The sequence below is a fragment of the Mycoplasmopsis fermentans PG18 genome (assembly GCF_000209735.1).
In the GTDB taxonomy this organism is placed as follows: domain Bacteria; phylum Bacillota_I; class Bacilli_A; order Mycoplasmatales; family Metamycoplasmataceae; genus Mycoplasmopsis; species Mycoplasmopsis fermentans.
The window spans coordinates 239,879-254,358 of the sequence record NC_021002.1 but is presented as its reverse complement, the minus strand read 5'-3'; the positions used below and the strand labels follow the sequence as shown (position 1 = coordinate 254,358).

The window sequence follows — 14,480 nt, the reverse complement described above, 5'->3', positions numbered from 1 at the left end:
TATTGCAGCATTAGATGAATATTCGCCATCAACAATATTTAAGTAAGCATGATTTTTAATACTTAATTTAGAAATAGAAGCTTTTATTCAATAAGTTTGTCAAAAGTTGTTTTTTAAATTGTCTTTAATTATATTGTTCAATTTGCCTAAAGACATAACATTACTTTTGCCTTTTAATAATTCTTCTGATATTCCTTCCATAAGCCTCCTTTAAATAAATTATAAATTTTTTATTAAAAATTTTTAACATATTTTTTATTTATTATTTTGACTAATAAGCCTATAAAACAGCTTAATTTAAAAAAATAAAAGCTGGCTCAGCCAGCATATGGTGGAGATGTCGGGAGTTGAACCCGAGTCCACACACCAAGTCAATACCAATACTTTTTACAGTTTATCATTTCTAATTAATCTATACTACCGAAATGCAAACAATATAGATTTTTGGAACCCTTTCAGACTCCTGTTCTCCTTAAAAGCCGATTTTAAAATATATAGGAAAATGTCAACTTTAAAACCACTTGTCACTTTTAACTAAGCGAAAGCAAGGTTTGATTGTGATTGCATTTTTTGTGCAATCATAAGTGAAGAAATATTAACTTCTTCTGCTTTTTTATCTTCTGCGATTATAAAGCCTAGATGCATTATAGTCTGCCAAACTACTGATATTAGTATCACCCAATGCATGTCGAAGCCATTACACCCCCATGCAAAAAATATTATATAATATTTTGCTATAAAAATGTCATTTTTTTAATATACTTTTTATTAATATGAAGAAAAATAAAATATTTGGAATTGAAAATTGTTTTAAGAATCTAAATTTTGAAGATGATTATGTAGATTTACAAAAAATTGAGATTTACGATCAACTTAAAACTGCAATTTTAGTTACTGATAAAAACAGAAACCTAATTGGTTCCAATTTTTACAATACAATTTTCAATAACAATTTGAACATTTTATCTTTCTTTTCTAAGAATAATAAAAAAGGTTCAGGAACAAATTATTGAAACATTGAATTCAATAAAAATAATAATGCTTTTAGTGAAATTAACTTTTTCAATATGGCTGAAAAAGAAGAACAAAATTTACAATATCCTTTAGTTTACAAATATGAAGAACTTAAAAAAAATTACGGTGAAAACAAGGAACGTATTAACCAATTAAATAAGACAGTTAATAAATACTATTATCCTGTTCGTCATGTTATTTTGAATATTTTAGTAGAACAAGCTAACTCATTAATGGCGATTTTTCGTGATTTTGAAAGAAACTTCAATAGTTTTTTAAATAAAACAACAAAAAATATTGCTGAATATAACTTTGATGAATTACAAACAAGATTTAAAGAAATTGAAAGCTACCAAGACTTATTTTTTGGTGAACAAATTACTTTAATATTAGACTTGTTTTCTCAAGTATTTAATAAATTTGAATTCTTTTATAATGCATCTAAATCAAATATTGACTACTTGGGTGATGAACAAATAAATCACTTAAAAAAGAGACTTTACTACTTAACCAAAATGAGAAAAACTTCTAAAAAAAGAGTGGAAGACAACTTAAAAATTAGAGACTTAAAACATGATATTTGTGCTTTAGATGAAATAGCAAAAGAAATTTGTCACAACTCAGATCAAAAAATTAAATACTTTGCTTTTAGATATAAAAGAAGTGCCGAAATTGATTTGTATAAATCAACTTTTTTTGCTAAAGAAAGCTCACAAAGACAAATTTTAAACAAAAGATATTTTGTTAAAATGTTTGCTCACAAGTTACTTAAAAAATATAAAAAATATTTTAAATATTTAAAAATTGATGAACTTGATGAAATGAGAAGAACACTAGATACCACCATCAAATTATTTATTAGCAATAGTTTAGGAAATTTAACTTACAGCAATAAAAACTTTTCAATTAAAAAAATTAAAAAGATTCTTAAAGAAGAATTCTACTTTAATGTCGAAAGTTATAAAATCAAATCAAAAAGCAATTTTGACTTAATTAAAGATTCAAAAGATCAAATTCAAAGTCAAATAATGTCTATTAAAAATAGATCATATGGAACATACTTCAATACTGTCCCTGAAAGATCTATCAAAGTTGCAAAAGAAATTTTAACTAATGCTCAAAGTGAACATAATTGAAAATTCAACAAAATTCAATCAGAATTCTATAACACACTAAAATCAAATCAAAAATTATTAAACAGTTATGACACTATGACTTTGATTAATTCAAAAATAAAAAGAAAAATCATGAAGTTAAAAACTTCATTGTGATTTAAACGCATTTTTAATCGTTCAATTAATGAAAAAGACAAATTAAACATTAAAAATTTTAGTGCTAATTTAAAGAAAATAATTGAAAAATTTGAAATGTTTGACTTTGTATTTAATAATGTTATTGTTCTTAAAAATAGTTTAGTTTTAGCTAAAAAAGTTTCTAATAAAATTCTTCACAAATTAGACCAATTTGACAGATTAATTGAAATTTTTGAAAAATCATCAATCAATACAAAGAGCTTAATTAGACCTTATGAAAATATTTCAAAAATTAACAAACTAAAAATGAACTTTATTTCTTCTATTATTAAGAAACCAAAACTAATTATTATTGCTGATGATCCTGATATTAAAGATACAAAACTTAAATTTGAATTTTTAAGAGCTGCTTTTGAATTATGTGAACAAAGTAAAATAAATATTATTTTTGTTACTCAAGATAAAGAATTAGTTGAAGACAATGAGTTTGACTATATCTATTTGATTGCTAATAATAAAGAAGTTGAATTTGGAGATTTAAAAGAAGTTTTAAATAACACAATTAACCCTGAAATTAAAAGTAAAATTAATGACCAAGCCATTTCACAAGAAATTATTAGAAGTCAAAAAGAATTTGTTTTTAGTGATATTTATGATGTAGATGAAGAGCACTACATTATTACACCTTCAAAATATTTCAAATTATGAATGCAAGGCCATAAAAATGAAAATAATTCTTTATTAGTAACTGATGAATTGAGTCAAGAAAAAACTATTGAAACACAAATAAATGATTTAGAGAATCCTTTATTAGAAAAGACAATTATGATAGCTGCTTTCCAGCCTAATAAAATTAAAAATAACAAAAATTTGGATAAAACATTTACTCAAGAATTAGAAGCTATTCAAAAAGTAAATAATAGTAATCAAAAAGTTGAAACTGACTTGACAATGACTCAAGTATTATCAGATGACATATATTAATATAATCCTATAAAACTGTTTTATAGGTTTTTTAGTAAAATATTATTAGAACAAAGGTTGTTAAATCATGGCAAATTTTTATAAAGTAATATCGTGATCCTTCTCAAATACTCCACAAGCTTATGGATGATTTTACTTATCGTGATTGGTATTTTTGTCATTTTAACTGGTGTCATTTGTTACAAATTTAAAAACAAAAATGATAAACAAGTTAAGCTATTTATTTTGATTTGTTTAGGTATTTTAGTAACTTTTGAAATAATAAAACAACTAAGTGCTTTAGGTTAAATAGATAAAGATAATGTATGATATTCAAAATATAAATGATCTTATTTTCCTTTATTTTTTTGTTCAATTCCTTACTTTTTATTTCCTATTTATTTGATTAATCAAAACAAAAATCTAAATAAAATTTTGATCGATTTTGTTTCATTTACTAGCCTTTATGGCGGAATTTCAATAATGATATTTATTCCAAATGAAGTCTTAAATAAATCGATATTTTTTGATTGTCACTCAATGATTCATCATGGAATTTTAATGTTAATTGGTATTGTTTTAATTTTTAATAATTATTCAAAATTCGACAAAGGAAATTATATTATTCATAATCTTTTTATGTTCCTAATAATGTTTAGTGTAGTAGTAATATTGAATGAAATTTTTTATCAAACAGCACACAAAGACTTAAATAAATTACAAGAAAATTATCCAAATTTATTAGCAATTAGTCATCATCTTAATAATCATTTGACACTATTATTTGAGAAAATTTTTAGTGTTAAATTAAATGGCAACTACTGAGTAATTACGTTGCTTTATCCAGTAATAAATTTTGTTCTAGCTTTAGCTGTATATAGCTTAATTATAATTATAAAAGTATCAAATAAGATACCAGAAAACAAAAACAAAATGTCCTTTCAATAAGAGCATTTTTATTTTCAAAAAATTAATTAAATTACTCGGGTTGCAACTAAAACTAAGATAGTAAGAGCGGCAATAAGCAATACTGACATTGTGATTATTGTTCATAAAAGTTCTTTTGACATTTTTGACTTTTTGTCATTTTCAACTGATGTATTTTTATTTTCATCACTTTCTACATCAACAACTTCAGCAGGTTCTGTGTCTTCAACAATATTAGATTCTAATTTTTTTTCTTCTTCATCAGAAATAGTCATTATTTCTTCAGTAACTGGATTTTGTTTAAATCCATATAAAGTTTTGATTTGAGAATCTGATTGATTGTTTTCATTTTTAACAACATATTCAACTTCCATTTGTCCATTGCTTGGATAAATGTTTGTTACAAAAACTTCACAACCTCTTGTTGGTGTTGAAGCAACAATGTCATCTTTTTGCACTTCTGAAGCTAACATTAAATCTGAATTAGGAACAAAGAATGTTGCTTCTTTAGCTTCTTGATTAAGATCAATTGGTTTAGGTTCTTCAACAATAATAACTTTTTTAGTTACTTTTTTAGGTTCTGGTTTATCAACAAGATTTTCTTGTTCAAGATATTCAATAATTCTTTGTTTTTCAACTGCTTGTTGAGTAAGGCGATCTAAGATTATTTTTGCTTTTGCTAAATCTACTGATCCACGGTAAGCTCCATTTCTATGGAATCAAACTCTTGTATCATTTTTCGATGTTTCGCTAACAAAAATAAATTCTTTAAGAGCATCGATAAATTCATCATATTTTCTTGATGTCTTTTGTTTTGCTTTTTTAAAGTTGAATTCAATATCACCAGTTTTTTTGATTGGTTTTTCTGAGATATAATATTTATCTAATGTTGGTTTTTTAGCTACTTTTGCTTTTGTTGCAGCTGGTTTTTTAATTGTTTTAGCTGCTGTAACTTTTTTTGTTGTTTTGGTTGCTACTGGTTTTTTAGCTTTATTTGCAGCTGTTGTTTTTTTCTTTGCTTCTGCCATTTTTAACTCCTATATTTATTTTTATATATTACTAATTATATTACATAAAAGTAAATGTTTTAAAACCTAGAAGGTTTGTGGGACACAAATTCAATATTTTTTGTATAATTTTAAGCATGGATACAATGTCAAAATTTTATTTAAAATTTAATACTGAATTTGCAAATGGAAGACCAGAAGCTTTTAGCGCATTCCACTTGACATTTTTAGCAACATTTCTTATTTTAGGCATCATTTTATGTGTTGCTTTAAGAAATAGAAAAGAATGAACAGTTAAATTAACTATTGGACTTTTATTCTTTATTATAGTCTTTATGGAATTATTGAAACAAATGTTATGAGCAGGAAAAGCTGTCAAAAATACAGCAGGAGAATATAAATGGAAATGAGATTATCATCAAAACCTTTATCCAGTTGTTATATGTTCACTTCCTTTATATTTTGTACCTCTTTATTTGTTTTTAAGAAAGAAAACTAAATTTAAAGAAATCATAACTGACTTTTTAGCTTACATAACAATTTATGGTGGAGCATTCATTATGATTTTTTGACCAGGCGATGTATTTCATGAAGTTATACTAATTTCAATCCATACAATGATGTATCATGGCTGCATGTTAGCTATCGGTATGATTTTAGTTGTTAATAATTGAGCAAAATACAAAAAGGGAATGTTTATTGTTAATAGTTTTGTTATCTTTACAATTTTATGGTCACTTGCAGTTATAGGGAATGAAATTGTTTATCAAACAGCTAAAAATAACTTAGAATGATTCCCTAATTATTTACCTGACTTCTTTTTAATGAGTCATCGTCAAGAGATTTCATTTGTTAAAATGTTTGAAAATATTTTACATATTAACGGAAGCAAAAATTATTATGTAGCTACATTGTTATATTTAATATTTAATTTTGTTTTAGGTTATGCAATTCATGGAATTTTCTGATTCATTGGTTGAATCACAAGAGTTTGTGAAAACAAATACAAAAAATAAAAAGCATTTAAGACGGAACTTAATATGCTTATTGAACTTAAGAAATAGACCATTTTTAAAGTTGGTTTATTTTTTAAAACAATTGTTTTATAGTGATTTTGAAAAATTACAGGGATTAAAAATGGATGATAAAAAGATCTAACTTTAGTAGTAATTCTTTACTCAATTATTAAAAATTAGTTTTAAATTTTGCTTAAAAAGAGCCCTCCAAAATTAAGGTTTTGTATTATAATTTATATATATAATTATGCATTTATATGCACAAAAAATTAAGTTTTTAAAGTTTAATTTTTAATTAATTTAGTTAAAAAAGATTGGAGCAGTATGGAGCTTGAAAAAATTTATGACCACTCTTCTATAGAGAGTGATATAGCAAAGAAATGAAAAGAAAAAAAGATATTTAGTAAACATGATTTAAGCAAAAAACCTTTTACAATTCTTTTACCTCCGCCGAATGTTACTGGTAAATTACATATTGGACATGCTTTAGATACATATATTCAGGATACAATAATTCGATACAAAAAATTAAGCGGTTATGATGTTTTTTATGTAGCCGGAATGGATCATGCTGGTATCGCAACTCAAAGCAAAGTTGAAAATACAATTTATCAAAAAGAAGGATTAAACAGACATGATTTAGGAAGAGAGAAATTTCTTAAACGTGTTTGAGAGTGAAAAGAAGAATATGCTGAATTGTTTAGAAAACAATGAGCATCGTTAGGTTTAGCTTTAGATTATGAAAGAGAAAGATTTACTTTAGATGTTAAAAGTAATGAAGCAGTTTTAAAAGCTTTTATTACCTTATACAAAAAGGGATTAATTTATCATGGCACTAAAGCAATAAACTGAGATCCAGTTTTAAAAACTGCTCTAAGTAACATTGAGGTTATTAATAAACCTACTGAACAAAAAATGTACTATATCAAGTATCCAATCTTGAATTCTAATAAATATTTAACAGTTGCCACAGTTAGAACTGAAACTATGCTTAGTGACGTTGCTGTTATTTACAATCCAAAAGACAAAAGATATAAAGATTTTAAAGACATTCAAATTGTTCATCCTTTAACTAAACAAATAATTCCATTTGTGCCTGATGAATATGCAGACATGAAATTTGGTAGTGGCTTAATGAAATTATCAGCTCATGCTGAAGTTGATATTGACATTATCAAAAAACACAAATTACAAATTAATGAAACTATTGATAAAGACGGTTTAATTAACTGTCCAAAAAGTCAATTCCACAAATTAACTCGTCAAGAAGCAAGAGAAAAAATTGGTCAATATTTAGCTGATAATAATTTATTAGTTAAAGTAGAAACCATTACTTCAAATGTTGGTTATTCAGAACGTTCAAATACTCCAGTTGAAACTCTTGTTATGCCACAATGATTTGTTAAAATGGACAAATTAGCTCAAGATATTTTAGACCACTTAAAATCAAAAGATGCAGTTAACTTTTATCCAAAAAGATTTGTTAATGTTATCAAAAAATGAATGGAAAACATTCATGACTGAACAATAAGTAGACAACTTTGATGAGGTCATAGAATTCCTGCTTGATATAAAGATGACAAAGTTAAGGTACAAATTGAATCACCTGGCGAAGGTTGAGTTCAAGATGAAGATGTTCTTGATACTTGATTTAGTAGTGGTATAGCTCCATTCTCATTTTTAGGTTGACCTAAGAAAACAACTCTTTTAAAAAGATATTATCCAACCTCACTTTTAGTAACTGGTTATGACATTATCTTTTTTTGAGTTGCTAGAATGTATTTTTTTGGATTAGAATTCATGAAACAAAAACCTTTTGATAGAGTATTAATTCATGGCCTTGTTAGAGACCAATTTGGTAAAAAAATGTCTAAATCATCAAACAATGGTGTTGATCCAATTCAAGTTATAAATGAAAATGGTTCTGATGCTTTAAGATGATTTATGATTACTAACACAAGCCCTGGTTTAGATATTCGTTACTCAAAAGAAAAAATAACTTCAGCTTGAGGATTATGTAATAAATTATGAAATATTGCTCGTTATATTCAATTATTACCTGAAGATAAAGAAAATAAAAAAACAGCTGCTGACATTTGAATTCATAATAAATTAGTTGCTCTTAAAAAGAGAATTGATAAGGCGATGCAAAATTATGAATTCACAATTGTTGGTACAGAATTGTCTAAATTTATTTACAATGATTTTTCTTCATGATATGTTGAATTGTTAAAAATAATGCCAAATAAAAAAGCTGCTTTAGATAACCTAAAATCATTACTTTTAATAGCTCATCCATTTTTACCTTTTATTACTGATCACTTATATAAAGTACTATTTAACAAAGAATTATTAGCTCAAGAATTTCCAAACTTAAAGAATCAAAAAGTTGAAAATCTTGAACAAATTGAACAAATAATTTCTATTGTAAATATACTTAGAAAATATCGTGAAGACAATAATATTAGTAAAAAAGAAGTGCTTTATTATGACACTAATATTAAACAAAATGAGTTTGTTAAAAATTCACTAAAATCACTATCAAACAGTGAAATTAGTGAAAATAAAGACACTTTATTTGTTGATGGAAATATTAATGTTTATATTAAAGAATCAGCCGAGCAAAAAAACACTTACATTGCTAAATTAAAAGAGAAAATAGCTAATTTAGAAAGCGAAGTTAAACGTTCAAACAATATTTTAAGTAATCAAAACTTTATAGCTAAAGCACCTACATCTAAAGTTGAAGAAGAAAAACAAAAACTAGCTAAATATCAAGAAGAATTAGACAAATACAAGGAGGAGTTAAAATGAAAATCTTAGATGGAAAAACTCTTGCTCAAAAAAGAACTAAAGAACTCATTGCACAATTTAAGGATATAAAGGAAAAGTTAGGCAGAAAACCAATTTTATCAATTATTCAAGTTGGCGATAATCCCGCATCTACTCACTACATCAAAAACAAATTAAAGAAGGCTGAAGAATTAGGAGTAGAAGCAATTCATCATCATTTTCCAGCTGATATTAGACAAAAAGATTTGCTTAAGAAATTAGACATTATTAATGAAAAATCTGATGGTATTGTTATTCAACTTCCTTTACCTAAAGAATTTGCCACACAAGTTATTTTAGATAGCGTTCGCATTGAAAAGGATATTGATGGTTTATGTACCAGAAATGCATTCAATTTCTACAATCAAGCGGATGACTTTACCTTAGTTCCAGCTACTGCTATTGGTATTTTAGATTTATTAAATAGCTACAATATCAAAATGATTGACAAAAAAGCTGCTGTTATTGGTCGTTCAAGTTTAGTTGGAAAACCTACAGCATTTCTATTAAAACAAGAAGGTTGCAATGTTTCTACCTACAATAGAAACACAGGCATTAAAGGTGTTGAAAATGCTGATATCATTGTAGTTGCTGCTGGTGAAGCCAAACTTCTTAAAAAAGAAAACATTAAAGAAGGTGCTGTTGTAGTTGATGTTGGATCAAACTGAATTGAAGTAGATGGCAAAAAAATTCTTCATGGTGATGTTGATATTGAAACAATACCTGAAAACTATTTAAGTGCTTTAGCCCCTGTTCCAGGTGGCGTTGGTCCAATGACAGTTATTTCACTTTTTACTAATTTAGCTAAATCAATAATACATATTCACAGATTATAATTTTATAAATTTAAAAACCATAAAATTTGGGCTTTCAACAAACTTTTTGGGTTTAAAAAACTAAAGTCACTAAACTAGGACAAAAAAATTAGACTCCAATAAATTTATTATTCTTATAAACATCCCACATTTGTTGGGGTGTTTTTAGATCTAATTTTTTCATAAATCTATCATTATTATATCAATCAATAAATTCTTTAATTTCATTTTTCAATTCGTTAAAAGTGAGCAACTTAACTCTTTTGCAAAAATTAGGAAAGATTTCGGTTTTTAATATAGAAAAGAAATATTCAATTTCTCTATTATATAATGAATTCCCAACTCTTGACATTGAGATTTTTTCATTTTTTGATGATATGAATTTTACATAATCATTTGATGAATATTGATAGCCATGATCTGAATGAATAATAAAATTTGAAGAAAAATCAGTTGTTTTTAAATGTTCTAAAACGAGATTATTATCATTGTTTTTTGATAAATTTCAACTAACTATTTTTTTAATTCTATGATGAATAATTGCAGATAAATAAACATGATTTTCTAAAACATCAATTGGAGATGGAATGTATGTTACAACAGTAGCAAATATATCATTATGTTTTCCATCATAATCTCTTTCAGATAGATTTTCATATTTAACATTTGTATTCTTATTTTCTCTTTTTCTTTTTGCTCTTCCATATCTACCTTTACAATCTTTAAAAGCTTGTCTAATTTCATATTCATATTTAATCTTTTTTTCTTTGTTTTAATTGATAATAATATGTCGATTTTTTAATACCTAAAATAGCGATAATTTGTTTAATGGTGACAGAAAATCCATATCTTTTTTTGAATTTTTCAATTGCTTCATCTAAATCTTTACTGTTATTTCTTTCCAATATTTCTTTGTAAGAAATATCAGTTATTAAGATTTCAAGTTGATCTCTTGTCATCTTTCTTAATTCTTCTTCTCTATTCTTTTTTTCAGCTTCAATATCCATTTTTTCTAGGTCTTCCAGACCCTTTACCTTTTTTAGGAGATTTTCCTGTGTTTGATTCTATACTCATGCCCAAATTGTATTTTTTAAATTTGTTTTTGATACTTCTAATTGTTTCTCGATCAAATATTTGTCTTTGACTGATTCTAAAATATTCATTTTTAAATTCCGTCTTTGTAATTTTATAGTCTAAATATTCCTTAAAAAATATAAAAATTTCTATCTATTTTTCAATATTTAAATGTTTTCCCATAAAACCTCATTTAATGCTTTAAACTAGTACAAAAAGACTTAAATATATTTGAGATTTAAGTCTAATTCTTTTGTCCTGGTTTATGGCCTTAATTAAGGTTCTTTTTATTTACCTTTTAAGATAAAAATTGCCATATTGTAATTATTTAATTATTAAATTTAATAATATATATAAAATTAATATAAGAATATTTTTTTATAGGAGGTATTCATGAAATTTACATCTTTAATTGAAAAAAGAATTAAAGCAATGAAAACTAAAAAAAGAATTGCTTTTATAGATGGTGATGATAGTAGAGCACTAGATACCATTAAACAATTAGAACAATTTCCTAATGTTGAATTAACTTTATTAGTTGAAACTGATGTTAAGTCAAAAACCAATGTTAAGTTTATAAACATTAATAAAGATAAACAAAAACAAAATGATTTAGCTCAAAAATATTTTGAATTAAGAAAAGGCAAAGAAACAATTGAACAAGCTCAAAGAAACCTAAAAACAAGACCTTTCTATGCTATGATGCTTTTAGCTACAGGTGAAGTTGATGGGGTAGTTGGCGGACTTAATTATGCAACTGCAGATATCTTAAGAGCAGCTTTTAAAGCTATAGGCGCTAGAGAAGGAGTAAAAACTATTTCTTCAGTTATGGTAGTACATAACGAAAAAAATACTTACTTCTTCAGTGACATTTCAGTAAATGTTAAGCCTGATCAAAAAGCTTTAGTAGAAATTGGACTTAATGCTGCTCAATTTGCTCAAAGCATGGGGATAGAACCTAAAATAGCCTTCTTAAGTTTCTCAACTAACTATTCAGCAAAAACACCTGAAAGTGAATTAGTACACAATGCTGTTGAAGAATTCAATACCATTTATCAAGGTACTAAAGCTATTGGAGAAATTCAATTAGATGCTGCTTTAGATTTAGAAGTTAGAAAAGCTAAATATAAATTAGATTACTATAAAGAACCAGCAAATACTTTAATTTTCCCTGATTTAGATGCTGGAAATATAGGCTATAAATTAGCTCAAAGATTAGGAAATTATGGGGCAATTGGACCTATTGTTGTTGGTACTAAAAAACCAGTCAATGATCTTTCAAGAGGTTCAAGTGTAAAAGATGTAATTAATACAATTTTAATCACTGCATTGCAGGCAGAGAAATAGGAGAATATTATGAGTAAGCAAAAAGTATTAGTTATTAATGCAGGAAGTAGTTCAATAAAGTTATCACTTTTTGATAAAGCTTCTTTAGAAATTATTGCAAGTGGTATTGCAGAGAGGATTACCTTATTAGAAGGTAAAATAACAATCAAATATAACGGTCAAAAATTTAACCGTGATGTAACAATGCCTAACCACACTGTGGCTGTTGAAAACATTTTAGAATTAATGTCACAAATTGGTTTAATTGACAATCCAAAAGAAATCGAATTAATTGGCTTTAGAGTTGTTCATGGTGGACCTTACTTTACAACAACAGTTAAATTGAATACTAAAGAAATTGATTTAATTGAAAAAGCTAAAATTTATGCACCACTTCACAATCCAGGTGCAGTTCAAGCCATGAAAGCATTTAAAAAAGTTATGCCACATGCCAAAATGAGTGTTGACTTTGATACAGCATTCCACACAACAATTCCAGATGTCAATGCAATTTATCCAATTCCATATCAATGAACAGAAGATTTAAAAATTCGTCGTTATGGAGCTCATGGAATTAGTCATGAATTTATTACACTCAAAATCCAAGAATTAGTTAAAAAAGAAAAAGTTAATTTAGTTAACTTACATATTGGAAATGGTGCTTCATTATGTGCTATTAAAGATAGAAAATCATTTGACACTTCAATGGGACTTACACCTTTAGCAGGAATTATGATGGGATCGCGTTCAGGCGATATTGATCCTTCAATTCATGAATTTATTAATGAACAACTTGGTTTAGATATTCACCAAATCACAGAAGCTCTTAACAAGAAAAGTGGGCTTTTAGGAGTTTCAGGTGTTTCAAGCGATATGCGTGATGTATGTAAAGCAGCAGACGAAGGCAATAAACGTGCTATTTTCACACTTGAATTGTATGCACAAAAAATAGCTGATTTTACCGCTAATTATGCAAACAAAATTGGCAACAAATTAGATGCTATTGTTTTCACTGCTGGTGTTGGTGAAAACACTCCTTCAATGCGTCAAATGGTAGTTGATAAACTACATTTTGCAAAGATTAAATTAGATGACAAAAAGAATAATTCTAAAATTGAAGATTATGCTTTAATTTCTACAAAAGATAGCGAAATCAAAGTATATGTAATTAGAACAAATGAAGAATTATTAATTGCAAAACATGCAATAAATTTGTATAAATAATTATGATTAAAAAAGCAATTTTTCCAGGATCTTTTGATCCTATACACAAAGGTCATATATCAGTAATTGAAAAAGCACTAAAGCTTTTTGATGAGCTTATAGTAATAGTTTCAATTAACCCTGATAAAAACAATTTAGGTAATTTAGAAGAAAGATATCAATCAGTCAAAAAAACCTTAAAAGACTATAAAACAGTCACTGTGGTAAAAAATGAAAATGATTTGATAGCTCAAATTGCTAAAGAAAAAAATGTAAAGTTCCTAGTTAGATCAGCCAGAAATAATTTAGATTATGACTATGAGCTAGTACTAGCAGCTGCTAATCATCACTTAAATTCTGAGCTTGAAACTATACTTATAGTACCAGACTATGAAAACATAGACTATTCTTCAACTCTTTTAAGACATAAACAAAAATTAGGTAAAAAATAATGTGAAAATTTATAACTTCAGCAATAGATAAAAAACAATGACTTGATTGCAAAAACAGCTTTCAAGTTTGTTTTTGAGGTCGCTCAAATGTTGGCAAAAGTTCACTTTTAAATGCTATAACAAATCAAAATATTTCATTTGTATCAAAGCACCCTGGCAGAACACAATTAATTAATTATTTTGCAGATAACAATGATAAATATATAGTTGACTTACCTGGTTATGGTTATGCTGAAATATCTAAAGAAAAAGTCATTAAAATGAATCTTGCGGTTAAAGATTTTTTAAAAAATGAACCTTCTCCAAAACATATCTTTTTGCTTATAGATAGTCGAACAAGATTTACTAAAAATGATTTAGAAACCTTGACATTTTTAAATTCATTAAACTGAAATTATGACATAGTTTATACAAAAATTGATAAATTAAATCAAAAAGAAAAATCGGCTTTAATTAAAAAACATAATGAATTAAATTCAAAAATTTTTAAAAAATCAGCTCAAGTGTTCTTGGTATCAAGCCAAAAAAATATTAACCTTGATGATATAGTTCAACACATAGAAAAATTACTTTATAATGAGTAAAAATCATTAATATC

At 26.1% G+C, this 14,480-nt stretch carries 13 protein-coding genes and 1 other RNA gene; 10 read left to right on the top strand and 4 right to left on the bottom strand.

Annotated elements, in window-relative coordinates:
• Window positions 1-329 precede the first annotated feature (329 nt).
• Window positions 330-707, bottom strand: a transfer-messenger RNA (tmRNA) gene (gene ssrA, locus MBIO_RS04590).
• Window positions 708-773: 66 nt separating this feature from the next.
• Here ssrA and MBIO_RS01305 point away from each other — a divergent pair.
• From MBIO_RS01305 to MBIO_RS01300, 3 genes are all read left to right on the top strand, one after another.
• Entirely contained in the window at window positions 774-3,251 is a 2,478-nt protein-coding gene (locus MBIO_RS01305; protein ID WP_013526724.1) for an MAG1360 family OppF-related protein, read from the top strand.
• 126 nt (window positions 3,252-3,377) lie between these two features.
• Window positions 3,378-3,539 (top strand): hypothetical protein, encoded by a 162-nt coding sequence (locus MBIO_RS04870; protein ID WP_013526723.1) that lies wholly within the window; start codon window positions 3,378-3,380, stop codon window positions 3,537-3,539.
• Window positions 3,540-4,178 (top strand): TMEM164 family acyltransferase, encoded by a 639-nt coding sequence (locus tag MBIO_RS01300; protein WP_015510801.1) that lies wholly within the window; start codon window positions 3,540-3,542, stop codon window positions 4,176-4,178.
• Between the two features lie 26 nt (window positions 4,179-4,204).
• On the opposite strand, the gene MBIO_RS01295 is transcribed toward MBIO_RS01300, so the two are convergent.
• Complete coding sequence (locus MBIO_RS01295) at window positions 4,205-5,185, bottom strand: hypothetical protein (RefSeq protein WP_013526721.1); 981 nt, start codon at window positions 5,183-5,185, stop codon at window positions 4,205-4,207.
• Window positions 5,186-5,301: 116 nt separating this feature from the next.
• Between MBIO_RS01295 and MBIO_RS01290 the strand changes: the two genes are divergently transcribed.
• The 3 genes from MBIO_RS01290 (at window position 5,302) to MBIO_RS01280 (ending at window position 9,848) form a co-directional block, all read left to right on the top strand.
• Window positions 5,302-6,180, top strand: a complete 879-nt coding sequence (locus tag MBIO_RS01290) for a YwaF family protein (protein WP_049764040.1) — start codon at window positions 5,302-5,304, stop codon at window positions 6,178-6,180.
• A 324-nt stretch (window positions 6,181-6,504) separates the two neighbouring features.
• Window positions 6,505-9,003: a valine--tRNA ligase gene (locus MBIO_RS01285; protein WP_013526719.1), complete on the top strand. Its 2,499-nt coding sequence runs from the start codon at window positions 6,505-6,507 to the stop codon at window positions 9,001-9,003.
• Window positions 8,991-9,848, top strand: a complete 858-nt coding sequence (locus MBIO_RS01280; RefSeq protein WP_013354429.1) for a bifunctional 5,10-methylenetetrahydrofolate dehydrogenase/5,10-methenyltetrahydrofolate cyclohydrolase — start codon at window positions 8,991-8,993, stop codon at window positions 9,846-9,848. The genes MBIO_RS01285 and MBIO_RS01280 overlap by 13 nt, the downstream gene beginning before the upstream one ends.
• A gap of 573 nt (window positions 9,849-10,421) precedes the next feature.
• Here MBIO_RS01280 and MBIO_RS04980 read toward each other — a convergent pair.
• Both MBIO_RS04980 and MBIO_RS04975 read right to left on the bottom strand, forming a co-directional pair.
• Complete coding sequence (locus tag MBIO_RS04980; protein ID WP_183140835.1) at window positions 10,422-10,571, bottom strand: hypothetical protein; 150 nt, start codon at window positions 10,569-10,571, stop codon at window positions 10,422-10,424.
• A gap of 8 nt (window positions 10,572-10,579) precedes the next feature.
• Window positions 10,580-10,834, bottom strand: a complete 255-nt coding sequence (locus MBIO_RS04975; protein WP_013526716.1) for a hypothetical protein — start codon at window positions 10,832-10,834, stop codon at window positions 10,580-10,582.
• A gap of 460 nt (window positions 10,835-11,294) precedes the next feature.
• Here MBIO_RS04975 and MBIO_RS01265 point away from each other — a divergent pair, with 460 nt between their 5' ends.
• The 4 genes from MBIO_RS01265 to yihA are packed head-to-tail and all read left to right on the top strand — an operon-like array spanning window position 11,295 to window position 14,466.
• On the top strand, window positions 11,295-12,248 hold the full coding sequence (locus MBIO_RS01265; protein WP_013526713.1) for a phosphotransacetylase: 954 nt from the start codon (window positions 11,295-11,297) through the stop codon (window positions 12,246-12,248).
• A 9-nt stretch (window positions 12,249-12,257) separates the two neighbouring features.
• Window positions 12,258-13,451: an acetate/propionate family kinase gene (locus tag MBIO_RS01260; protein ID WP_013526712.1), complete on the top strand. Its 1,194-nt coding sequence runs from the start codon at window positions 12,258-12,260 to the stop codon at window positions 13,449-13,451.
• 2 nt (window positions 13,452-13,453) lie between these two features.
• A complete protein-coding gene (gene coaD / locus MBIO_RS01255; protein ID WP_013526711.1) occupies window positions 13,454-13,882 on the top strand; it encodes a pantetheine-phosphate adenylyltransferase in 429 nt (142 codons plus the stop codon).
• The gene (yihA, locus tag MBIO_RS01250) at window positions 13,882-14,466 is read left to right on the top strand and encodes a ribosome biogenesis GTP-binding protein YihA/YsxC (RefSeq protein ID WP_041594193.1); all 585 of its coding nucleotides are present in this window, start codon (window positions 13,882-13,884) and stop codon (window positions 14,464-14,466) included. The genes coaD and yihA overlap by 1 nt, the downstream gene beginning before the upstream one ends.
• Window positions 14,467-14,480: the final 14 nt, after the last annotated feature.